The organism is Enterobacter sp. RHBSTW-00901, from assembly GCF_014103115.1.
GTDB lineage: Bacteria > Pseudomonadota > Gammaproteobacteria > Enterobacterales > Enterobacteriaceae > Enterobacter > Enterobacter cloacae_P.
Map to the genome: position 1 here is coordinate 4311974 of NZ_JABXPB010000001.1, position 21722 is coordinate 4333695.

Annotated in this window: 22 protein-coding genes; 7 read left to right on the forward strand and 15 right to left on the reverse strand. The window is 51.9% G+C overall.

Annotated features, from left to right (window positions below):
• Positions 1–52 precede the first annotated feature (52 nt).
• The gene (gene dinG, locus HV318_RS20785; protein ID WP_182274212.1) at positions 53–2230 is read left to right on the forward strand and encodes an ATP-dependent DNA helicase DinG; all 2178 of its coding nucleotides are present in this window, start codon (positions 53–55) and stop codon (positions 2228–2230) included.
• On the opposite strand, the gene HV318_RS20790 is transcribed toward dinG, so the two are convergent.
• From HV318_RS20790 to HV318_RS20810, 5 genes are all read right to left on the reverse strand, one after another.
• Positions 2217–2720 carry a fimbrial protein gene (locus tag HV318_RS20790; protein ID WP_182274213.1) on the reverse strand — a complete coding sequence of 168 codons (504 nt, stop codon included), beginning with the start codon at positions 2718–2720 and terminating at the stop codon, positions 2217–2219. The genes dinG and HV318_RS20790 overlap by 14 nt on opposite strands.
• Positions 2717–3703, reverse strand: a complete 987-nt coding sequence (locus HV318_RS20795) for a fimbrial protein (RefSeq protein ID WP_182274214.1) — start codon at positions 3701–3703, stop codon at positions 2717–2719. The genes HV318_RS20790 and HV318_RS20795 overlap by 4 nt, the downstream gene beginning before the upstream one ends.
• 22 nt (positions 3704–3725) lie before the next feature.
• Positions 3726–6269 (reverse strand): fimbria/pilus outer membrane usher protein, encoded by a 2544-nt coding sequence (locus HV318_RS20800; protein WP_182274215.1) that lies wholly within the window; start codon positions 6267–6269, stop codon positions 3726–3728.
• Between the two features lie 31 nt (positions 6270–6300).
• The gene (locus HV318_RS20805) at positions 6301–6975 is read right to left on the reverse strand and encodes a fimbrial biogenesis chaperone (protein ID WP_182274216.1); all 675 of its coding nucleotides are present in this window, start codon (positions 6973–6975) and stop codon (positions 6301–6303) included.
• 69 nt (positions 6976–7044) lie between these two features.
• Positions 7045–7581 carry a fimbrial protein gene (locus tag HV318_RS20810; protein ID WP_182274217.1) on the reverse strand — a complete coding sequence of 179 codons (537 nt, stop codon included), beginning with the start codon at positions 7579–7581 and terminating at the stop codon, positions 7045–7047.
• 248 nt (positions 7582–7829) lie between these two features.
• Between HV318_RS20810 and ybiB the strand changes: the two genes are divergently transcribed.
• Entirely contained in the window at positions 7830–8792 is a 963-nt protein-coding gene (ybiB, locus tag HV318_RS20815; protein ID WP_182274218.1) for a DNA-binding protein YbiB, read from the forward strand.
• Positions 8793–8907: 115 nt separating this feature from the next.
• On the opposite strand, the gene ybiJ is transcribed toward ybiB, so the two are convergent.
• From ybiJ to mcbA, 3 genes are all read right to left on the reverse strand, one after another.
• On the reverse strand, positions 8908–9168 hold the full coding sequence (ybiJ, locus tag HV318_RS20820; RefSeq protein ID WP_182274219.1) for a DUF1471 family protein YbiJ: 261 nt from the start codon (positions 9166–9168) through the stop codon (positions 8908–8910).
• A 282-nt stretch (positions 9169–9450) separates the two neighbouring features.
• The gene (locus HV318_RS20825; RefSeq protein WP_182274220.1) at positions 9451–9717 is read right to left on the reverse strand and encodes a DksA/TraR family C4-type zinc finger protein; all 267 of its coding nucleotides are present in this window, start codon (positions 9715–9717) and stop codon (positions 9451–9453) included.
• Positions 9718–9824: 107 nt separating this feature from the next.
• Complete coding sequence (mcbA, locus tag HV318_RS20830; RefSeq protein WP_182274221.1) at positions 9825–10091, reverse strand: DUF1471 family periplasmic protein McbA; 267 nt, start codon at positions 10089–10091, stop codon at positions 9825–9827.
• Between the two features lie 242 nt (positions 10092–10333).
• Here mcbA and rlmF point away from each other — a divergent pair, with 242 nt between their 5' ends.
• Entirely contained in the window at positions 10334–11245 is a 912-nt protein-coding gene (rlmF, locus tag HV318_RS20835; protein ID WP_182274222.1) for a 23S rRNA (adenine(1618)-N(6))-methyltransferase RlmF, read from the forward strand.
• Positions 11246–11390: 145 nt separating this feature from the next.
• Here rlmF and glnQ read toward each other — a convergent pair whose 3' ends face one another.
• The 5 genes from glnQ to rhtA form a co-directional block, all read right to left on the reverse strand.
• Positions 11391–12113, reverse strand: a complete 723-nt coding sequence (gene glnQ / locus HV318_RS20840; protein WP_014069454.1) for a glutamine ABC transporter ATP-binding protein GlnQ — start codon at positions 12111–12113, stop codon at positions 11391–11393.
• The gene (gene glnP, locus HV318_RS20845) at positions 12110–12769 is read right to left on the reverse strand and encodes a glutamine ABC transporter permease GlnP (protein WP_182274223.1); all 660 of its coding nucleotides are present in this window, start codon (positions 12767–12769) and stop codon (positions 12110–12112) included. The genes glnQ and glnP overlap by 4 nt, the downstream gene beginning before the upstream one ends.
• 86 nt (positions 12770–12855) lie before the next feature.
• Complete coding sequence (glnH, locus tag HV318_RS20850) at positions 12856–13599, reverse strand: glutamine ABC transporter substrate-binding protein GlnH (protein WP_182274224.1); 744 nt, start codon at positions 13597–13599, stop codon at positions 12856–12858.
• Positions 13600–13960: 361 nt separating this feature from the next.
• The gene (gene dps / locus HV318_RS20855) at positions 13961–14464 is read right to left on the reverse strand and encodes a DNA starvation/stationary phase protection protein Dps (protein ID WP_182274225.1); all 504 of its coding nucleotides are present in this window, start codon (positions 14462–14464) and stop codon (positions 13961–13963) included.
• Between the two features lie 300 nt (positions 14465–14764).
• Positions 14765–15652 (reverse strand): threonine/homoserine exporter RhtA, encoded by an 888-nt coding sequence (gene rhtA, locus HV318_RS20860; RefSeq protein ID WP_182274226.1) that lies wholly within the window; start codon positions 15650–15652, stop codon positions 14765–14767.
• A 354-nt stretch (positions 15653–16006) separates the two neighbouring features.
• Here rhtA and ompX point away from each other — a divergent pair, with 354 nt between their 5' ends.
• Positions 16007–16525, forward strand: coding sequence for an outer membrane protein OmpX (gene ompX / locus HV318_RS20865; RefSeq protein ID WP_182274227.1), 519 nt, complete (start codon positions 16007–16009; stop codon positions 16523–16525).
• A 131-nt stretch (positions 16526–16656) separates the two neighbouring features.
• On the opposite strand, the gene HV318_RS20870 is transcribed toward ompX, so the two are convergent.
• Together HV318_RS20870 and mntS are read right to left on the reverse strand one after the other, a co-directional pair.
• On the reverse strand, positions 16657–18240 hold the full coding sequence (locus HV318_RS20870) for a phosphoethanolamine transferase (protein WP_182274228.1): 1584 nt from the start codon (positions 18238–18240) through the stop codon (positions 16657–16659).
• 283 nt (positions 18241–18523) lie between these two features.
• A complete protein-coding gene (gene mntS / locus HV318_RS20875; protein WP_182274229.1) occupies positions 18524–18652 on the reverse strand; it encodes a manganase accumulation protein MntS in 129 nt (42 codons plus the stop codon).
• Between the two features lie 183 nt (positions 18653–18835).
• Between mntS and mntR the strand changes: the two genes are divergently transcribed.
• The 3 genes from mntR (at position 18836) to HV318_RS20890 (ending at position 21602) form a co-directional block, all read left to right on the forward strand.
• Positions 18836–19309, forward strand: coding sequence for a manganese-binding transcriptional regulator MntR (mntR, locus tag HV318_RS20880; RefSeq protein ID WP_182274230.1), 474 nt, complete (start codon positions 18836–18838; stop codon positions 19307–19309).
• Positions 19306–20415, forward strand: coding sequence for an SLC13 family permease (locus tag HV318_RS20885; RefSeq protein WP_182274231.1), 1110 nt, complete (start codon positions 19306–19308; stop codon positions 20413–20415). Before mntR ends, HV318_RS20885 begins: the two co-directional genes overlap by 4 nt.
• A gap of 146 nt (positions 20416–20561) precedes the next feature.
• Positions 20562–21602 carry an aldo/keto reductase gene (locus HV318_RS20890; RefSeq protein ID WP_182274232.1) on the forward strand — a complete coding sequence of 347 codons (1041 nt, stop codon included), beginning with the start codon at positions 20562–20564 and terminating at the stop codon, positions 21600–21602.
• The last annotated feature ends 120 nt before the right edge of the window (positions 21603–21722 follow it).

Consider the following 21722-nt stretch of genomic DNA (forward strand, 5'->3'; position numbering starts at 1 on the left):
GGAAAGAAAGTGCCACAATAGTGGCTGTTTATACAGTATTTCAGGTTTTCCGATGGCTTTAACCGCGGCGCTCAAAGCGCAAATTGGTGCCTGGTATAAGGCGCTACAACAACAGATCCCCGATTTTATCCCCCGAGCGCCACAGCGGCAGATGATTGCTGACGTGGCAAAAACGCTTGCCGGGGACGACGGACGACATCTGGCGATTGAAGCCCCGACGGGCGTCGGGAAAACCCTTTCCTATCTGATCCCGGGCATTGCCATTGCGCGGGAAGAACAAAAGACGCTGGTGGTCAGCACCGCCAATGTGGCGCTGCAGGATCAGATCTACAGCAAAGACTTGCCTCTGCTGCGCAAAATTATTCCCGAACTGCGTTTTACCGCCGCTTTTGGTCGCGGGCGTTATGTCTGCCCACGCAACCTGGCGGCGCTCGCCAGTAGCGAACCCACCCAGCAGGATCTGCTGGCGTTTCTCGATGATGAACTGACGCCAAACAATAAGGCTGAACAGGATCGGTGTGCGAAGCTGAAAGCCGATCTCGACAGCTACAAATGGGATGGACTGCGCGATCATACCGATCAGGCGATTGACGACGACTTGTGGCGCAGGCTCAGCACTGATAAAGCCAGTTGTCTGAACCGCAACTGTCACTACTATCGTGAGTGCCCATTTTTTGTTGCACGGCGTGAAATTCAGGAAGCAGAAGTGGTGGTGGCAAACCATGCTCTGGTCATGGCCGCGCTGGAGAGTGAAGCGGTCCTGCCGGAACCCAAAAACTTGTTGCTGGTGCTCGATGAAGGCCATCATCTGCCTGATGTGGCGCGGGATGCGCTGGAGATGAGCGCTGAAATTACCGCCCCGTGGTTCCGTCTGCAGCTCGACCTGTTCTGCAAGCTGGTGGCAACCTGCATGGAGCAGTTCCGCCCGAAAACTACGCCGCCGCTGGCGGTGCCTGAGCGGCTGAATGAGCACTGTGAAGAGGTGTACACGCTCATTTCGTCACTGAACAATATCCTGAACCTTTACCTTCCGGCGACGCAGGAAGCGGAGCACCGCTTTGCCATGGGCGAACTGCCGGAAGAGGTGATGGAGATTTGCCAGCAGCTGGCAAAGCATCTTGAAAAGCTGCGCGGGCTGGCGGAGATGTTCTTAAACGATCTCAGTGAGAAAACGGGCACCCATGACGTGGTGCGTCTGCATCGCGTGTTGTTGCAGATGAACCGCGCACTCGGCATGTTCGAAGCGCAAAGCAAGCTCTGGCGACTGGCCTCCATGGCACAGGCCTCCGGCGCACCGGTCACCAAATGGGCCACCCGTGAAGCGAAAGACGGGCAGGTACATCTTTTCTTCCACTGCGTGGGCATTCGCGTGGCCGACCAGCTGGAAAAGCTCATCTGGCGCAGCGTACCACATGTGGTGGTGACCTCTGCGACGCTGCGCTCCCTGAACAGCTTCTCCCGTTTGCAGGAGATGAGCGGTCTGAGAGAAAAAGCTGGCGACCGCTTTGTGGCGCTGGACTCACCGTTTAATCACTGCGAGCAGGGTAAGCTGGTGATCCCGCGTATGAAGTACGAGCCGCTTATCGACAACGAAGAGCAGCACATTGCTGAGATGGCGGCCTATTTTCGCGAACAGGTAGAGAGCAAAAAATACCCTGGCATGCTGGTGCTGTTCGCCAGCGGACGTGCGATGCAGCGTTTTCTGGAACACGTCACCGACCTGCGTTTACTCCTGCTTGTTCAGGGCGACCAGCCGCGCTATCGGCTGGTTGAGTTACACCGCAAACGCATTGATAACGGTGAGCGCAGTGTGCTGGTGGGGTTGCAGTCTTTCGCCGAAGGTCTGGATCTGAAGGGGGATTACCTCACTCAGGTACATATCCACAAGATAGCCTTCCCGCCCATCGACAGCCCGGTGGTGATCACCGAAGGAGAGTGGCTGAAAAGCCTGAATCGCTATCCGTTTGAGGTGCAAAGTCTGCCCGCTGCGTCGTTTAACCTGATTCAACAGGTGGGGCGTCTGATCCGTAGCCACGGCTGCTGGGGAGAGGTGGTGATTTATGATAAACGGTTGCTTACCAAAAACTACGGTCAGCGGTTATTGAATGCGTTGCCCGTTTTCCCCATCGAGCAACCGGAGGTGCCTGAGGTGAAAAAACGCCCGGCACAACGGGCTGCGGGGCGTAAAAAAAGCATCCGTACCAGGGGGCGCAGCCCTACTGGTAAGTAAAGGTCACCTGTACGATGCTGTTGAATGTGCCGGCAGTGACGGGCATCGAGGTGGCGTAATAACGCGCAGCTAAGGGGAAGTCTGCCGTATGATCGCTTTGATTAATCAGCACGCTAAAACTGGCCTCCGGGGCGATAAGCATTTTATCCGGGCGATCGGCCAGTTCGAGAGCCAGACCGCCAGCTGTGCCGGTATTCGCAAATTTCGTCGGGTGTGCTCCGTCCGCCTGTCCGTGAAACGTGGCGGTGGCAAGCGTTGTGGTGACCGGGCATTTCGAGAGCGTCAGATCAACGTTTTTCCAGACTCCCGTGTCACCGATGTCTTTAAAATCCCCGGACGTCGCCTGGCCGAGATCGACCGTTAAATTTTGGCTGGCACTGTCTACGGAGCAGGTGTTCGCGAAGATGTTCCCCCGCATCTCTACCTGAATATCGTCCGCAATAGCGTTATACGCCAGGCCAAAAAGCAAAATCAGAAGATACTTTTTCATTTATAGCCCAGTGTAATGGTGGCAATGCTGTTGGCAGTACCAGGGGTTACGTCGGCGGCTATCTGCTCATAAGCCACTTCGAAGGGGATCTCCAGCGTCTGGTTGGCCTGTGCCACTGCGGCGGTGTCCCTGTAGGTACCGAAAACAGGGACTTCGCCATCATATAACATACGAACTCCCACCCCGGTTGCGACACCAGTTTCTGGGGTCAGTTTGATAACGCCAGGAAAATCTGTCTCGTAGCCATTCGCACTCGTCACCATCGCTTCAGGCTGAACGGTGTCGGTGCAATTGACGTCAACATAAAACGTTTTACCGGGTGTCAGCGTGCCGGTGCCTGTAAAATCGCTGACCGGGAAATCACCTAACGTGATCGTCAGGCTTTTTGGCGATACCGAGCAGGTCACTTCGTTAAATGTGACATTCCCTGCGTAGGAGATAACGTTGGGTTCGCCAATCCCCTCATGGCCAAATACGCCAATACCAAACTGGGTTTGTGCCTGAGCCAACATTCCTGATGCGATCTCATTGCTGGTTTTCACCAGCTCAAGTGTGACGTCAAAACTGAAGGATTGCTGCCCGTCGCTGGAGACGTAGCCAATGGGGGTGCCGCGAGAATCACACTGTACGCCACCCGCACCACTGATGCGCTGGCCCTTGTCGTTCATCAACGCGATGCCAATGCCAGGTACGCCCGAGTCATAAACGCCAGTCATGCCCGGGATTTCCGCACCCGTGCCGTAATAGCAGGAGACAATTTCCAGACCACTATCGATGTTTTGATCGCAGTTTCCCGCCACATGCACTGTCTGTTCCGAACCGGGAATGATCGCCCCTACAGCCAGCGTTGTGGAGACCGAAATCGAGGCGACGTTAATCATTTTCGGCATATCCGGAGTGGTACAGGTCGCTTTCGCATGCGGCATAAATAACGCTGCAGTTCCCAGAATCAGTAAAAAAAAACATTGCTTAATCAATTGCATAATATTTAGCCTGAACGGTGGATCACTGACACTGCGCGGCAGCATTAATGATGCTGGTTTTATCTTTCTCATCCGTTAGCGCGTATTCAGCGACGCAATGCTCGCTGGCACCTTGTCCCCAGTTAACGGAGAGTTTTCCGTGCTGAGGTAAACCGGAGAGGTAAGTCTGGCCGTCGTTGCCAACAATAAACTCGCTGTCCTTATCGTCGGTGGTGACCGTTGCGCCAAAGGGCAGCGGTTTACCGTTTTGCGTCAACGTCATCAGTACCCGACGCCCCACGCGAGTATTGAAGCTGGCCCGCACCACAGCACCGCGTGTTGGGGTAACAATCTGCGCGGCGTGGGTCACGTCGGCATCGTCTGGTAGCGTTTCGGTATCCAGCGCAATGGTGTTATGACGATAGGCTGTGACAAATGGCACGACGGTATAGCCACGGAAATCGGTCTCGACGCCCGTCTGGTTGGTGATATGGGTGCCATGTGTACCGGGTGCTTTCACCAGGGCGATGGTTTCCCCAAGCGGCTGGCTTAGCGTGATACCGTTGGCATGTGCCACAACGCCACCCTGCAGACCCATGTTGACGGTACGCTGATATTTATCCTGACTGATGCCACCACTCACTTCGCCATAGGTGGCCTTATAGTCGGCATTCATGCTGGTGGAGCTACCGCTGCCGGTTGTGCTCAGCCCTTCCTGAATATTCCAGTTAAGATTGTCTTCCTGCAGGGCCGTGCCATTCAGGCCAATGTTCTGCGTGGTACCCTCTTTGGTGTTGTTCAGGTTGTACGTCGCCCAGGTGTTGTGCATCCAGTGATCCAGCGGTACGGAGACACTCAGGGAAAGCTGGTTGTCGTTGGTGACGGACTCCCCATCTTCATCGCTGTCGTTAGTATTCTTGTTCATGCTGTAGCTCAGGCTGTAGCTCACGCCGTGCCAGCTGTTGTTGTAGCTGACGCTCATGGAGGTCATGTCCTGGCTCTGGCTCCAGTAGGTCTCTTTGACCAGGCTTAGCGTCACCGATCCCCAGCCTTCACCAAGCGTCTGGTCGATGGTGGCCTCTGTGCGCGCGCGACGCTGCTGGGGGGCAGACCAGTCGTCTGAGCGGGTGTACGACTCCATCGTGTCTTCCAGGGTATAGAAACCTTTGCTGTTATAGCGATAGCCCGCCAGAGAGAAGTTGGTGCCAGACCCTGCGAAATCTTTGCTGTAACGTACGCGCCAGGACTGACCTTTACTGGCCTGCTGCTTTTTCAGCAAGGCTTTTGCACGCGTAACGTCGATAGAAAAAGCGCCAAGATCGCCCATGTTTTTACCGGCACCGATGGCCTGTGACTGGTAATGGCTGCTCTGCTGCACGCCGCCATAGGCCGTAAAACCGTAGGGTAAACCATAGATAGCGCTGCCCTGGGCGAACGGAGTTTTCTCTACGTCGCTGTCGTACGAGCGATAACGACCGGCAGTGACGCTATAGCGCAGGTTATGTTCACGTTGCAGCACCGGTACGGAGGCGTAGGGCACCACGAAATGGCTTTCGCTACCGTCGGTTTCTTTCACCGTCACCTGAAGGTCGCCGCTGCTGCCGGTTGGGTAGAGATCGTTAATTTCAAATGCCCCGGGAGCCACGGTATTTTGATAAATGATGTAACCGTTCTGACGCACCATCACCAGCGCATTACTGTGTGCGGTACCGCGAATAATCGGCGCGTAGCCTTTCTCGCTGTCCGGGAGCATGTCGCTGTCGGAATTAAGCTGTACGCCGGTGTAGGGTACGCTGTCAAAAACGTCAGCCGGAGAAGAGCTTTGCCCGACCGTCAAACTGCTTTTCATCGCCACAATATCGCGCTGGGCGTAGGTATAAACGGACGAGAACTTTTGCTCTTCTTCTTTACCCGTGGTACTGCGGTTCCATGTCGAGTAATTTCTCAGCCGCCATGCGCCAATGTTAAGGCCAGGCCGGAGATTCACATACTGGCTGCTGGTATCTTCCTCACCCTGCTGACGCGCATGGCTTTGGCTTGCTGTCGCACTGTAATTGAGCAGGCCGGCAGTGATCCCTTCATCGAACTCTTTTGGGTCAATATAGCCGCGTGGAACTTTACCCAGTGCGATTTGTGGAATGCTGAGCAGTAACTGCTGGTTACGAACATGAAAGGTGGCGGACGCCCCTGGGATCGCGTTTAAGTCTGCGCACTGGCCTTTGGCCATTAACCGGGGGTACTTTTTGATTTTAATTCCGAGACTTTTTAACTCATCCGAAGTAAAGCAAGGCTGGAGTGAATTATTTCCGCTACTGTCCTTTCGTAATCTAAATGTGACATTGCGCGTGTCAATTTTATTATTATTGATAAAGACCGAAACCTGATATTTCCCTGGTGCTTGTCCCGGGCCTTTCTCATAAACAGACAGATCGGTCCTGGTCTGTTGAGGATTGTCAATATCCAGTAATGCCGGGTTAAAATAATCATCAGCCTGGACTTGCGATGCAAAGATAGCCATTGCCAGCACCCACAACAGGAGCAGCAATGAGAATATCTGGCAAGTGCAAGGCTTGTTATTGCTATACATGATTATTTAACATTACCGGCTTACAGAGTGATTAATGGAGTGATGTAGACCAGGTGTGGCTGATGCTGCCGTAATCGGTAATAATTGACCATGCGACGGTATTCCCACCCATATTCGCTGGAAGGGGAAAATGTGTTTCTGTCTTCGGGACGGCCCAGGTTGCTTTTTTTACTTTTTGTCCATTCAGCGTGACGCTCTGGAAGTTCATATAAAAAGGCGTTGGGTTATTGACCACCAGATCATTGCCTTCGCGATGCCATTCCAGTTTATCTGCCACATCTTCCGGCTTACCCTGAATCGAGGAGGGGCGATACAACAATTTAATGCGGGTGTTGATGGCGATTTGCAGGGTATTCATCCCTTCAACATGTTTTGAAGAGGGAATGGCTTTGATATTTAACCAGTACAGCGACTCGCGATCTTCCGGTAAATTCCCACCTGTACGCACAACGCGCAAAACATTATCTTCTTTTGCATCCAGACGAAACAGAGGCGGAGTAATCAGAAAGGGGGCTTTGGCCCGGTTTTTACCACCAGAATCAACCCAGGACTGCACCAGATAATCCGTTGTATCTGGGTTTGAAAGACCAAGAGATGATTCCTTTTTATCTCCCTGGTAAACCAGCCGTGTGCCATTGATAATGACACCTGCATGTGCAGTGGCTGCGACCAGTAAAAGAGTACTCAGTAAATAACCGTGACGCATAAATATTTCTCAACAAAAAATAAGAGATATCAGCCCCTGAACAGCGCTAATATCTCTGAATTGATAATATCAGTTATAAATGACGGTGAAGGTTGAAACAGAGTTAGCCGGGCCAGCAGTCACTGCAGCCTGAGTCTGAATATAACGCGCACCGAACTCCAGATTATTGACAGTCGTACCTGACGCTAACGGATATTGCTGGGAAGGTGTATATAAACTCACTGGCTGCTCTGCTGAATCAACCAACTGAATAGCAACACCTGTTGCCGCATCCACATCTGGCGATAATGCCAGAGTAGAATTATTGTTAGCATCTGGTGTACCACCAAAATTAATGGCAGCAGATGTCACCGTTTCCGGACAATTTGTTAACTGGATATCAAACTTCGTTAATGTGCTGGTGGAGCCTGCGCCGGTAAATACCGTTTTAGATACTTTGCCAAGCTGGACATTCAGCGGATTACTTAACCCATTAACGACCTGACATGCGGAATCAATGATTTCGCCAGTAAAGTTAATTTGACCTTCACCATTTGTTGCCGCAAATGCAGATGCAGAACATCCCACCGTTGCAGCGATAAATAACCCTAAAGCGACCTTGTTCATATTAAATCCTGGTGTATGTCGGGTGACAACGTTGCCTGGACGTTGTCACCGTTGACGCTCAATGACTTTCCGCTGGTTATTTAATCAAAAAATGCATGTCTAAGAATCTTCTGTAGAAATCACAAATAATTTAAATTCTGCTTGTGTTTGGCTTTTTCTCATCATTTCAGTGTGTTGATAAAATACTATCGGCCAGGTCTTCATCAGGGCTATATTGTTAACAAGATGATGCCGTAAGGAGAGATGTCGTGGATTACCGCAAAATTATCAAAGAGGTAGGGCGCGGAAAAAATCATGCCCGCGACCTGGACCATGAAACTGCACGTGCACTGTATACCCACATGCTGAACGGTGATGTACCCGAGCTGGAGCTGGGCGGCATTCTGATTGCGCTGCGTATCAAGGGGGAAGGTGAGGCTGAAATGCGAGGCTTTTATGAGGCGATGCAGGCACAAACCCTGCGCTTAACGCCGCCTGTGGCCAAACCGATGCCGATCGTTATTCCGACCTATAACGGTGCGCGCAAGCTGGCGAACCTGACGCCGCTGTTGGCAATTTTGTTGCACAAGCTCGGGTTCCCGGTGGTGGTGCATGGCGTCAGTGAAGATCCAACCCGCGTGCTGACGGAGACCATATTTGACATGTTGGGTATCGAACCCACCCTGCATGCCGGACAGGCGCAGGCGAAGCTGGATGGACATCAACCGGTCTATATCCCTATCAAAGCGCTTTGCCCGCCGCTGGAAAAGCAGCTGGATATGCGCTGGCGTATGGGCGTGCGTAACAGTGCGCACACGCTGGCGAAACTGGTGACGCCGTTTGCTGAAGATGCCGCGCTGCGTCTTTCCAGCGTGTCACACCCTGAGTATGTGACCCGCGTCGGGAAATTTTTTGAGGATATCGGTGGCAGAGCCTTACTGATGCATGGCACGGAAGGGGAGGTGTACGCCAATCCGCTGCGTTGTCCGCAACTGATGCTTATCGATGCTGCGGGCACTCGCGCTGTGCTTGAGCGTGGGGAAGAAAATACTGACGTCATTCTGCCGCAGGTAAAAGATCCCCACTCAACTGCACAATGGATTGAGCAATGCCTTGCCGGCCATGTTCCCGTTCCGCACTCGATTAAACTGCAGATGGCTTGCTGCCTGTTGGCCACCGGGGAAGTGGAAACGGTCGAGGCTGGTATGCAGCGTGTAGAACGCGCGTTTTAGGCAAAAAAAAAGCCCGTCCAGTGGCGGACGGGCAAGCAAGGGTAACAAACAGGGTCAATGAGGGTTGGAGCATCTCACCAGAGGGTACGGTGAGGGTGGAGCATAATGCGTTCGGTTATTTATAGATAACCGCGGTACCGCTCAGCTTGTTGCCGTTGTTTGCGGAAGTGATTGTGTAACCACTTGCACCCGCAGCCGCGGCTTTCTCAGCCAGTTTGGCTTCCAGACCGTCCAGCGTGGTTGCGCCTTCTGCACTCACCACACCGATTTTATTCATGCTCTGCGCCTGGGCAGAAGAGACAGGCTCTGCAGCGAATACGCCAAAAGAAAGAGCAGACAGGGCAACAGCAGCAACAGCATATTTGATGGTTTTCATTGTTAATCTCTCGCAGGTTTCTGTTAGGGGACGGTGTTCCGTCGATGTGATGAGTATCACGCTTTTTTTCACCAGAGAAAATCGAAGAGAATTGACGTGGTCGGTCAAAAAAACTGAATGACAAATAACTTATTGAATATTAATAAATTCAGGAGGGTAATTTACACTTCTTGTTGCTGCACTTTACAGAGCGATGGAGAAGGGCACATTTTGCTACGTGTTCAGCTAAAAATCGTGAGCGTAAAGGAAACAACTCAGAGGGTTTACTTAGGTAAAGGAAAGTCAACGTAACTGGCTGTCCTTTGAACCTCTGCGATTATATCCCGCATATGATGAGTTTTTTGAATCTTTATCCTGTTGGCAGGCAATGCATAACCGCACGCCAGGAATGGCTTTACGGCGAGCCTCCGGGATAGGATCTCCGCATTCCTCACATTCATATAAACTTTCGCCGTGTGGTATTTCACCACGAGCGCGAGCAACTGCATCTTCAATTGTACTGTTGATTTGTTCGTTAACGGCGTCGTCATTTGCCCAACCGGAAGCCATTGCATCCTCCTGTGTAAGTCAGATGGGATTAAAAATTATACAACCGGGGAGCGAGAAAAGAGAAACTGCATCTGGCAGGCAGATGCAGTCTGATGGCAGGAAGGCGCTTATTTATAGATAGTGGCGGTACCATACATATGGTTATCCCCTCCGGCGGAGTTCACCACAAATCCTTTCGCACCCTGCTCACGTGCTTTTTCAGCCAGCTTATCCTGTAGGTCGTCAAGGTTGCTCGCATTGCTGACAGAAACCGAGCCTGCAGGTCGCAATTGACTGGTATCCGTGCTGTTTGTCAGAGACTGAACTGACCAGGCGGAGAATGATACTGTTGCAAGTGCACCAGCGATAACAACAAGGGTCAGATACTTTTTCATAATCACATCCTCAGGGGAAACAACGGGTGACTCACCTTAAGTTTAGAAGCCTGGAGAGTGTGATTTAGCGCAAAAATTTGATGATGATCTGCTTATTTTTTGAACAAAAATAGTTGTCAATTTATTGACAGATCATAGACATAGAGGTTGCTGATTTATGGCGTGTTTTTGCGTATTGAACAGAGATATTTACCGCTGGGTCTGCAAAGGGTATCTTACGCCGCTGTTTAAAGGAGAATGCCATGACTTCCCAAAAGCCGGGATTGCACCCACGAAATCGCCACCGCAGCCGCTACGACATGAAGGCGCTGTGCCAAAGCTGTCCTCCGCTGCAGGACTTCATTGTGCAGACGCCTGCCGGTGAACCTTCGGTCAATTTTGCTGACCCGCTGGCGGTCAAAATGCTGAATAAAGCGCTGCTGGCGCATTTTTACGGTGTCACGCACTGGGATATTCCGGAAGGCTTTCTCTGCCCGCCCGTACCGGGGCGTGCCGATTATATCCACCATCTTGCCGATCTCCTGGCAGAAGATCATGACGGCGTGATCCCGCAACAGGCCACCGTGCTGGATATCGGTACCGGGGCGAACCTGATTTACCCGTTGATCGGTGTCCATGAATATCACTGGCGCTTTACCGGCAGTGAAATCGGTGCAGAGGCATTTTCCAGCGCGCAGGCGATCGTTAACGCGAATGCGGGGCTAAGCCGGGCCATTCGTCTGCGCAGGCAGAAAGAGGCGAATGCCATTTTCAACGGCATTATTCACAAGAATGAACAGTACGATGCCACAATGTGCAACCCGCCATTCCATGATTCAGCGGCTGCCGCCCGCGCGGGCAGCGAGCGTAAGCGTCGCAATCTGGGTCAGGATGAAGATGCCGCGCTGAACTTCGGTGGCCAGCAGCAGGAGCTGTGGTGCGAGGGCGGTGAAGTAGCGTTTATTCTGCGCATGATTGCAGAAAGTAAACCGTTCGGCCGTCAGGTTAAATGGTTTACAACCCTGGTGTCCCGTGGCGATAACCTGCCGCCACTCTACCGTGCATTGAGCGAAGCTGGCGCGGTGAAAGTGGTGAAAAAAGAGATGGCGCAAGGCCAGAAACAGAGCCGCTTTATCGCCTGGTCGTTTATGGACGATAACAAACGTCGTAAATAATCCACAGACCGGGGAAGGCGTCGCCACTCTCCGGCTTGTTCCCCCGGTTTACGGCGGCTGTGTGGTGAACGATACGCCAGAGAACACTCTGAAAAAAAAGCCGGGCTCTGCATTCGCATACCCGGCTTTTTCGAACGTTGGCGTATTACGACACGTGCTGCAGGAACTCCTGCAAACGCTGGCTTGGCGGGTTTGCAATCAGTTCTTGCGGATTACCGTCTTCCGCGATACGACCTTTATCAATAAAGATCAGACGGGAAGCCACCTTCTCAGCAAAGCCGATTTCGTGGGTGACGATAACCATCGTCATTCCTTCCTCTGCCAGATCCTGCATGACTTTCAGCACTTCGTGGCGCAATTCAGGGTCGAGCGCCGAGGTTGGCTCATCAAACAGCATCATTTTCGGTTTAACTGCCAGCGCACGGGCAATCGCCACACGCTGCTGTTGACCACCGGACAGCTCTGAAGGGTAGTGGTGCGCACGTTCTGCCAGGCCAACTTTGGCCAGCAGATCTTTTGCCAGCGCTTCTGCAGCCGCTTTGTTGGCACCGCGCACGCGCAGTGGGCCAAACATCACGTTTTCCAGCGCCGTGAGGTGCGGGAACAGGTAGAACTGCTGGAACACCATGCCCGCTTCCTGACGAATCAGACGGTCATCCACTTTCGGGTCATTCACCTTCAGACCATCGACGATCAGATCGCCGCTGGTTATCTCTTCCAGCTTGTTGATGCAGCGCAGCAGAGTGGACTTACCGGAGCCGGATGGCCCGATAATGACCACCACTTCACCCTGTTTGATGTTCAAATCGATATTGTGCAGCACCTGGGTTGGGCCAAAGTGCTTGGAAACGTTTTTAAATTCAATCACAGGATTTTCATCCTTCTTTCAAGACGACGCAGAACGAAGCTCAGAACCAGAGTGATGACCAGGTAGACAACGGCTACCGCACTCCAGATTTCCAGTGCACGGAAGTTGCCCGCAATAATCTCCTGGCCCTGACGGGTCAGTTCAGCAACGCCGATAACAATGAACAGCGACGTATCTTTAATACTGATGATCCATTGGTTACCCAGCGGTGGCAGCATGCGGCGCAGCGCCAGTGGCAGAATAACGTGGCGGATCGTTTCGCGACGGGACAGACCTAATGCCAGACCAGCTTCGCTGAAACCTTTATGAATCGACAGAACGGCACCACGGGTAATTTCCGCGATGTAGGCACCGGAGTTGATCATAATAGTCACGACGGCGGCACTGAACGGGTCAATGCGCAGGTCAGTAAAGGCCATTGGCAGGGCGAAATAGATGAACATGACCTGGACGACAATAGGGGTGCCGCGGATCACTTCGATGAAAACCAGTGCGATGTGGTTTGCAATCCAGCCGCCGTAGGTGCGGGCGAAACCGGCGACAAGACCGATAATCAACCCACCAACCAGACCGAGGACCGAAATCCACAGGGTCATTTTAGCGCCTTCAAGCAAGATAGGAATGGCAGGCCAGATGGCGCTCCAGTCAAACTGCATGATAGTTTCCTGTTACTGTTACCGTGTTTCAAAAATATCAGGGGCGAAAGGTCGCCCCCGAGTGAACATTATTTTTTTAAGAATAATTATTTAGGCTCGGTACCGAACCATTTTTTGTAGATTTCGTTGTACGTGCCGTTCTCTTTCAGGGTTTTCAGCGCGCCGTTAACTTTGGTACGCAGATCGTCGCTGCCTTTCGGGAACGCAATACCGTACTGCTGTGCTTCCAGAGATTCACCTACCGCTTTGAACTTGCCGTTACCTGCTGTTTTGATGAAGTACAGGATGTTAGGGGTGTCGTGCAGAACAGCGTCAGCACGGTTGGTGCCCAGTTCCATGTAGGCGTTATCGATGTTCGGGAACTGACGCAGGTCTTTGGTTTTGATGTTAGCTTTCGCGTAATCAACGGAACCCGTGCCGCTCTTCACTGCCACCACTTTACCGTCGAGGTCTTTCACGCTTTTTACGTCATTATTATCGGCTTTCACCATCACCAGCAGGCCGCTTTTGTAGTAGCCGTCGGAGAAGTCGATCGCTTTTTTGCGTTCTTCAGTAATGGTGATGCCTGCCAGTGCTACATCAACGTTTTTGGTTTGCAGTGCCGGGATGATACCGCTGAAATCCATAGGCTTCAGGGTGTAATCCAGTTTGAGCTCTTTTGCTACCGCAGCCCACAGATCCACATCAAAACCAACGTATTTATCACCCTGTTTGAATTCAAACGGAACGAACGCCGTGTCGGTCGCTACAACCAGTTTGTCGGCAGCCTGAGAAGACACCGCAAAAGCCAGGGTAAGTGCAGCCAGTGAAACTTTTAATACAGACTTCATAGCATTTCCTTTTATATCCACGGGGCGATCCCCTGCGAGAACAACAGGCACAATGAAAAAATCGTGCCAACTTTACAAGCCATTGTTTTTCAAAGGGGATGGTGTCATGCATTGCACAATAAATGTGGCAATGATGTTCTGTTGCACCAGGATGGAGCACCATTTTGGTGCGCTTCGTTTGACGCAACTGACGGGGTGCTATTTAGCGCAAATTCTGACGAAAAAACAATCTTCCATTAACGGTTGTGTGAGGTGATTATTACATTTTCTTCACTTTTGCACTGTCTCAGGAAAAAAATGCGCACCATAAATGTGCAAAACCCTCACCGGTGGCGAGGGTTTGGGAGAAAATGCACAGGAATTACGCGATGTTAGATTCAATAAACCACAGGAATTTGTCCAGGTCGCGAGAGGCGGCAGTGAAAATGTCAGCGGTGTCTTCGTCTTTCGTTTCAGAAATGGCTTTGCGGACGTCGTTGGCGACAACCGCATAACGATCGGCCAGCTCTTTCAGGTGATCCTGAACCGTATGGATCTCCAGCGGGTAGCTTTTCAGCGGCGTTTTACTGTTGATAACCTGCGTAGTGCCCAGGGCTACGCCCCCCAGCTGCACGGCACGCTCTGCCATTGTGTCAAGATGATCGGTCAGTGCTGTACGGAAGCCATCCAGCATTTCATGTACGGCAATAAAGTTTGCACCACGCATGTTCCAGTGGGCCTGTTTGGTGATCAGCGACAGGTCAATGAACTGGATCACCTGACGATTAAGCAACTCAACCGTCGCTTTTTTATCGCTATCTGATACATCGTTGCGGGTATAAAGCAGATTAGACGCTTTTGTTTTCACCAGCTTAGCGGTACTCATAATCTCATATCCTCTTGATGTTAGTGCCCCATGAATTAACGAGATTGAGTATAGCACCGGATTTATGCAGTACAGTTTTGGTGTTGCCTATCGCTTTAATAGTAAAGCACATTGTTTTTTATTAGTGCATTGTTTTTATGGTGATTTTTTATTTTATGAGATGGTTTTTATAATTGCGTTGGTAAGTGTTGTTATCTGCAATTTTATTTCGTGGTGATGTCAAAAATGTGAGGAAATAATTCAGTGAGCGGTTCTGGCTTCTATTCTGCATGGCTATTTAGCCATGCAGAATAGAGTGCGTCAGTTAATATCGACTTTTTCGACTTTGCTCTCCCGATTCAGGGTGAGCGTGGATCCCATAGATGCGGCAATAATGGAGCAGAGTGCCAGCGTCTGGGTGAATGTCAGGGTTTCTCCGAGGAAAACCATACCGGAGATGGCGGCCAGTGCAGGCTCCATGCTCATCAGTGTGCCAAATATGCGTGTCGGGAGACGCGTGAGGGCAATCATCTCCAGAGAATAGGGAAGTGCTGTTGACAGAATGGCGACAGCAAGCCCGATGGGCATGACCGACCATTGCCAGATGGATGCCGTAGCCTGCGCCATGCCGATTGGAACAAAGACGATGGCAGCAATTAATGAGCCCAGTGCGACGGTCGCCGGGCCATGCTCTTCCCCGGCGCGCTGGCCAGAAAGGATATAAACCGCCCAGCCGGCTCCTGCACCCAGTGCCAGCGCCGCACCTTTCAGATCAATGTGTGAGACATTCTGACCCAACGGTAACAGGAACCATAGCCCCAGAACGGCTAACACAACCCAGATAAAATCGACCGGACGACGAGAAGAAAAGAGCGCTACGGCCAGCGGGCCGGTAAATTCAAGCGCGACGGCGATCCCCAGAGGAATGGTCTGGATGGAGAGATAGAACATATAGTTCATTGCCCCCAGCGACAGCCCGTAAAACAGCAGAGGTAAACGCTGCTCTTTTCTGAAGCGCAATCGCCAGGGTTTGAAGATGACCACCAGAATCAGGGTCCCTAATACGATACGCAGCGCTGTGACGCCCGGTGCACCGACCAGTGGAAACAGCGATTTTGCCAGCGATGCGCCGCTTTGAATGGACAACATCGCGATGAGTATTACAGCAACCGGCAACCATACTGAAGCCTTGCGGGGTGACCCTGGCATCCTTTCTCCCGTCAGTTTATGTCAAGTGGGGTAAAAGCTGCAGTGTAATGGAAATATGCCGTAACGGTTGAGGCCCCGTTGAAAAAAAACGGTGTGAGATCCGTAAAATGGTTAAGCGCGGGTGGATTTATCGTCTGTCTGATTAGGAATAATCTGGATGAATGTAACAGCACAGGCGCGCACTATTGGTGTTTTGAAGTGGAAATTCTATGTTATTTGAATGAGATAGCTAAAGCTGGAAATGTTCTGTTACAGGAAAGGTTTTGTTAGACATCACGAATCACAAAGAGTTTCACAAGAATTTTTGATATATTGAAAACTTACGGATTTACTTGAAGCACATTTGAGGTGGTTATGAAAAAAATTGCATGTCTTTCAGCACTGGCCGCAGTTCTGGCTGTTTCCGCAGGTACCGCTGTAGCTGCTACTTCTACCGTTACCGGTGGTTACGCTCAGAGCGATATGCAGGGCGTGATGAACAAAGCTAACGGTTTCAACCTGAAATACCGCTACGAGCAGGACAACAGCCCGCTGGGTGTGATCGGTTCCTTTACTTACACTGAAAAAGACCGTTTCGACGACAGCGCTTATAACAAGAGCCAGTACTACGGTATTACCGCAGGTCCTGCTTACCGTCTGAACGACTGGGCAAGCATCTACGGTGTTGTTGGTGTTGGCTACGGTAAATTCCAGCAGACCGAAAACGAAGGTGCTAACCGCACTGCAAGCACCAGCGACTACGGTTTCTCTTACGGTGCGGGTCTGCAGTTCAACCCAATCGAAAACGTTGCTCTGGACTTCTCCTATGAGCAGAGCCGTATCCGCAGCGTTGACGTTGGCACCTGGATCGCGGGCGTAGGTTACCGCTTCTAATCACTCCGGTGAGCCAATAAAAAATCCGCCCAATGTGGCGGATTTTTTTTTGCTATTTCCCCTCATCCCAGTCCTCTCCCCAAAGAGGAGAGGGGGGGCGTCCGTGCAGCCTTTTGGGCTTGTGGAAGATGTCACTTACTCTTTATATCGAATACATCCGTTCCCAGATGGGTATAGTCAACTTTCTGTAACTTGAAGTTGGTAATGTAAACTGGGGGAGCCTTCTTACCTGAGACAAACGGGTAACTATTTTTAATCTGTTCCGCAGTAATCCCCGTCCACTGCGAGAAGAATTCCAGGAAATCATTCGCGGAACGACGCGCTTTGATGATGCGGTGCGTTTTGTCATCACTCGACAGCACCATAAACGGCACCTGGAAGTTCTGCTGGAACTGGTCATCATGGGCCAGGTACTGTACCTCTTTGCCACGTTCCTTAAACGCCAGCCCGTGATCCGAGAAATAGACCAGCGAGAAACTGTTGCCAGTATTGCGGAGCTGGTCGTACAGCTTGCTGAGCAAATCATCGGTTTGCGTCATGGTATAGAGGTAGCATGAGGTCTCTCTGGATTGCACGAACTCAGCGTATTTTCCCTGCGTGCGATCGCATGCCTGCGGGTGTGAGCCCATCAGATGCAGAACAATCAACTGAGGCTGGGTATGCTGAGTGGCAAAGACCTGAGACGTCATTTTCAGCAACGCTTCATCTTTGGTGTTTTTATCGGCCTGGAAATCACCGTTTTTCAGGAACTGCACTTCATCGGCACGCTTTGCAATACTGGCGATGGCCGTATCGTATTCGCCAATTTGACCCTGGTTGGAGAACCACCATGTCTGGAAACCTGCACGGTTAGCCAGAGTGACAAAGTTATCCTGGTACTGCGGTTTACCATCGACCACGCGGTTCAGCGTCAGGCCAAGTGATTTCTGCGTCGAGCCGCTGGCCGCCACATAATCGGTAAACAGGGTGCCATTGACCGTACTCGCAAACGGCGTGTTGTCCCAGTGTCCGCCAAACGCGCCCATCGCATCGCGGCGTGCGCTTTCGCCGATCACCACGACATAGGTGTGGTACTTCGGTTTTACGGCCAGCACGTTCCAGGTGTCTTTCATCGTGGAAAGCTCGGCCATGCGTGCCTGTTCGTCGAGAACCTCTTGATTGTTGACGACGACGTCTTTTACAAAACGGAATACCGGATAGCCGGTATCTTTCAGCTTAAATACACCTCCCCAGGCAAGATTTTGCACGGGGGCGACAAAAATAGTGGCGATACTGAATACCAGACACAGGTGTTCAATTTTGCTCCATGTTTTTTTCTCTTCCGCTTTGCGGCGAACGGCAATAACGCCAAGCGCGAAGATGAACAGGGCAACCACATAGCTGTACCACGGGAAGATCGTCAGGATCTCTGTCGACTCTTCCATATTGGTCGAGTGTAGTGCCAGCAAGGTATTAAAGTTTGGCGCGCCATAGGCCTGGCCAAACGGGAAATAGAAGGCGGCGACCAGCGAACAGAGCCCGATTAACGTTTTCTGCACGCACGGAGCGCTCCGCCACAGTAAATGCAGTATGCAGGTGAAGGCCGCGGTGTAGAGCAGGCTAAAAGGATAGCCCAGCGCAAAGTTAATCAGCAACGATTGCAGAAAGTAGAACCCCGTCCACGGGCTTAAGGCCCGGCTGCGGGTAACAAGTGTTTCTTTCAGGGTTAAATTCATAGGTCACTATCATGCATGAAAACGCCATGTGCTCACCCTGGCGTCGAGGGTCAAAACCTGCCTGACAGTGCGTGGAGAGGGAATGAGGGTCCGCTTCAGCGAGCCGCAAATTGTGCAGGGCAGCAAGAAGATAGTGCGAGCGTTAACTAAGGTCAACAGTTGCTAAGCAGATGTTTTGCGAAGGGGATTGCAAATCCGTGAAAAAGATCGGGAATTACGCGGCCTGGAGCCAGTTTACGGAAGAATTATGACGGAAAAATGAAGCGGCGTACCGCGACGCCGCTTAGTGGGAAGGTTTATCGTCCTGATGCGGTTTCTGACTAAACATATCGCACAGCATGTTCAGCAGCATTAAGCGTACTTTAAAAGGAGAGTGAGTAAACACGGTCATACACCTCTTGAATTCATTCATAAGACCTCCTGATTTTTGACCCCTTCGATCCGTGAAAGGTGACTGCATTACGTACAGATATAGCACAGGCTATATTTTATAGCTATGGCTATTTCGTTAATTTTTTGTGCTTGTGAAGTGATGGTTTACAATGTGTGTTCTCGATTCCGGGCGCTGGAAGCGTCACCCTACTGAGGAAGTGCAATGAACCGTCGCGCAGGTAAGCCAACAATAATAAAAACGACGCAACTGGTGAATGTCGAAGAACATGTCGAAGGTTTTCGCCAGGTACGTGAAGCGCACCGGCGTGAACTGATCGATGATTATGTCGAGCTGATTTCCGATTTGATCCGTGAAGTGGGAGAAGCCCGTCAGGTTGATATGGCGGCCAGGTTGGGTGTCTCGCAACCCACCGTTGCCAAGATGTTAAAACGGCTGGCATCTGTGGGCTTAATTGAAATGATCCCCTGGCGCGGTGTATTCCTGACGCCGGAAGGGGAAAAGCTGGCGCAGGAGAGCCGCGAGCGCCATCAAATCGTCGAGCATTTTTTGCTGGTGCTGGGCGTCAGCCCGGAAATTGCCCGTCGTGATGCGGAAGGAATAGAGCACCATGTCAGTGAAGAGACGCTGGCGAAATTCCGCGAATTTACACTCAACGCCGGGATTTCTGCAGAATGAGGCTTCCCGGACTCCAGGCACTGGCTCGCGATCGTTTTTTTCATCTTTTATTAATTATTGGTGCAGGGCTGAGTGCTTTTGTACCGTTCGCGCCACAGACCTGGCCTGCGGTAATTGACTGGCGTACGATAATTACCCTGAGCGGCTTAATGATGCTCACCAAAGGGGTGGAACTGAGCGGTTACTTTGATGTACTGGGGCGTAAAATGGTGCGCCGCTTTGCCACTGAGCGCAAACTGGCCCTGTTTATGGTCTTTTCCGCTGCGGTATTGTCCACCTTCCTGACTAACGATGTGGCGCTGTTCATTGTGGTGCCGCTGACGCTCACGCTGCGGAGGCTCTGCGAGATCCCGGTCTCCCGCCTGATCATCTTTGAGGCACTGGCCGTGAATGCCGGTTCGCTTCTGACACCCATCGGTAACCCGCAAAACATTCTTCTCTGGGGTCGCTCAGGCCTGTCGTTTGCCGCTTTTACCTGGCAAATGGCACCGCTGGCGCTGGTGATGGTGCTTTCGCTGCTGGTGGTCTGCTGGCTGGCGTTCCCCGATACAAAACTGCAGTACCATAGCGGAACCCCGGGTCCGGAATGGCTGCCTCGTCTGGTCTGGAGTTGTCTGGGCCTTTATATCGTCTTCCTCACGGCACTGGAGTTGAAACAGGAACTGGCTGGGGTGTTACTGGTGGCCTGCGGATTCCTGTTCCTCGCAAGACGCGTGCTGGTGAGCGTTGACTGGACATTGTTACTGGTTTTTATAGCCATGTTTATTGATGTCCATTTGCTTATCCAGCTTCCGGTGCTGCAAAACGTTCTGCATGGCGTCAGTAGCCTGTCGCAGCCGGGGCTGTGGCTGGCGGCGATTGGCCTGTCGCAGTTTATCAGTAACGTTCCCTCGACCATCTTACTGCTCAACTATGTTCCCCCTGACACGCTGCTGTCCTGGGCGGTTAATATCGGTGGATTTGGGTTACTCCCCGGTTCGCTTGCCAACCTGATTGCCCTGCGAATGGCGAATGACCGCCGTATCTGGTGGCGCTTCCATTTATGGTCACTCCCGATGCTGGTTTGGGCTGTGGCGGCTGGTTTCGGTTTATTCCTTCTCGTATAGCCGTCTCCTGTAATGAACTGTCAAACCCTGCATGGAAAAAGATTCAGAGGATTGGGCAAGAAACGGACAGAAACGCCACATTCGCGTTCGCTGAGGGGCGGGTATAACTATCAGGCACTCATCAAACAAAATGCGAGGAATGTCTTATGCGTTATCAAAAACTCGGCAATACCGGTTTGTTTGTTTCTGAACTGTGCCTCGGCACCATGACATTCGGCGGTGAAGGTGGCATGTGGGGCAAGATTGGCCAGCTGCAGCAACGTGAAGCCGAGCAGCTGGTGGGTCGCGCGCTGGATGCCGGGATCAATTTCATCGATACCGCGAACGTCTATTCAGAAGGTCGCTCGGAGGAGATCACCGGGCAGGCGCTGAAAAACCTGAAGATCCCGCGTGAAAATGTTGTTGTCGCCACTAAAGTGTTTGGCGAGACCGGTACGGCGGGCGTGAACTCACGCGGCAGCTCACGCTATCACATTATCAGCAGCGTGAAAGAGAGCCTGCGTCGCCTGCAGCTTGATCATATCGATCTCTACCAGCTACACGGATTTGACCCCGCGACGCCCATCGAAGAGACGCTTTATGCGCTGGATAACCTGGTGCAGCACGGCCACGTGCGTTATATCGGCGTCTCTAACTGGGCGGCATGGCAGATTGTCAAAGCGCTGGGCATTTCCGAGCGTCTTGGGCTGGCACGTTTTGCCTCTTTGCAGGCGTATTACACCATTGCCGGTCGTGACCTGGAGCGCGAGCTGGTGCCGATGATGCAGAGCGAAGGTGTCGGGCTGATGGTCTGGAGCCCGCTGGCGGGTGGCCTGCTGAGCGGAAAATATGACCGCGACGGCCAGAGCGAAGCCGGTGGACGTCGCCAGGAGTTTGACTTCCCGCCTGTGGAGAAAGAGCGTGCCTTCGACTGTGTTGACGTGATGCGCACCATTGCCGAAAGCAAAGGCGTTTCCGTTGCACAGATCGCGCTGGCGTGGCTGCTGCATCAGAAAGTGGTCAGCAGTGTGATCATTGGCGCGAAACGAGTCGACCAGCTGGATGACAACATTGCCGCAACCGGGATCCGGTTAAGCGAAGAAGAACTTAAACAACTTGATGCTGTGAGCGCACTGCCACGGGAATATCCGGGCTGGATGCTGGAGCGACAGGGCGAATATCGTCGTAATCAGTTAGCACAGCAGTAACCCTTCTTTTCCCCGGTGGGCTTCGCTTACCAGGGCTTTTTTTCTGCCCATCTCACAAAAAACGATCCTTCTCTTTGATTGATTTTTCATCTTCGCTTATATGACTAGTCATGAAATTTA

What these genes read in the sequence shown, in the direction of transcription:
- dinG (WP_182274212.1), top strand. Translation starts at nt 53, where the DNA reads ATGGCTTTAACCGCGGCGCTCAAAGCGCAAATTGGTGCCTGGTATAAG.
- HV318_RS20790 (WP_182274213.1), bottom strand. Translation starts at nt 2,720, where the DNA reads ATGAAAAAGTATCTTCTGATTTTGCTTTTTGGCCTGGCGTATAACGCT.
- HV318_RS20795 (WP_182274214.1), bottom strand. Translation starts at nt 3,703, where the DNA reads ATGCAATTGATTAAGCAATGTTTTTTTTTACTGATTCTGGGAACTGCA.
- HV318_RS20800 (WP_182274215.1), bottom strand. Translation starts at nt 6,269, where the DNA reads ATGTATAGCAATAACAAGCCTTGCACTTGCCAGATATTCTCATTGCTG.
- HV318_RS20805 (WP_182274216.1), bottom strand. Translation starts at nt 6,975, where the DNA reads ATGCGTCACGGTTATTTACTGAGTACTCTTTTACTGGTCGCAGCCACT.
- HV318_RS20810 (WP_182274217.1), bottom strand. Translation starts at nt 7,581, where the DNA reads ATGAACAAGGTCGCTTTAGGGTTATTTATCGCTGCAACGGTGGGATGT.
- ybiJ (WP_182274219.1), bottom strand. Translation starts at nt 9,168, where the DNA reads ATGAAAACCATCAAATATGCTGTTGCTGCTGTTGCCCTGTCTGCTCTT.
- HV318_RS20825 (WP_182274220.1), bottom strand. Translation starts at nt 9,717, where the DNA reads ATGGCTTCCGGTTGGGCAAATGACGACGCCGTTAACGAACAAATCAAC.
- mcbA (WP_182274221.1), bottom strand. Translation starts at nt 10,091, where the DNA reads ATGAAAAAGTATCTGACCCTTGTTGTTATCGCTGGTGCACTTGCAACA.
- rlmF (WP_182274222.1), top strand. Translation starts at nt 10,334, where the DNA reads ATGACTTCCCAAAAGCCGGGATTGCACCCACGAAATCGCCACCGCAGC.
- glnP (WP_182274223.1), bottom strand. Translation starts at nt 12,769, where the DNA reads ATGCAGTTTGACTGGAGCGCCATCTGGCCTGCCATTCCTATCTTGCTT.
- glnH (WP_182274224.1), bottom strand. Translation starts at nt 13,599, where the DNA reads ATGAAGTCTGTATTAAAAGTTTCACTGGCTGCACTTACCCTGGCTTTT.
- dps (WP_182274225.1), bottom strand. Translation starts at nt 14,464, where the DNA reads ATGAGTACCGCTAAGCTGGTGAAAACAAAAGCGTCTAATCTGCTTTAT.
- rhtA (WP_182274226.1), bottom strand. Translation starts at nt 15,652, where the DNA reads ATGCCAGGGTCACCCCGCAAGGCTTCAGTATGGTTGCCGGTTGCTGTA.
- ompX (WP_182274227.1), top strand. Translation starts at nt 16,007, where the DNA reads ATGAAAAAAATTGCATGTCTTTCAGCACTGGCCGCAGTTCTGGCTGTT.
- HV318_RS20870 (WP_182274228.1), bottom strand. Translation starts at nt 18,240, where the DNA reads ATGAATTTAACCCTGAAAGAAACACTTGTTACCCGCAGCCGGGCCTTA.
- mntS (WP_182274229.1), bottom strand. Translation starts at nt 18,652, where the DNA reads ATGAATGAATTCAAGAGGTGTATGACCGTGTTTACTCACTCTCCTTTT.
- mntR (WP_182274230.1), top strand. Translation starts at nt 18,836, where the DNA reads ATGAACCGTCGCGCAGGTAAGCCAACAATAATAAAAACGACGCAACTG.
- HV318_RS20885 (WP_182274231.1), top strand. Translation starts at nt 19,306, where the DNA reads ATGAGGCTTCCCGGACTCCAGGCACTGGCTCGCGATCGTTTTTTTCAT.
- HV318_RS20890 (WP_182274232.1), top strand. Translation starts at nt 20,562, where the DNA reads ATGCGTTATCAAAAACTCGGCAATACCGGTTTGTTTGTTTCTGAACTG.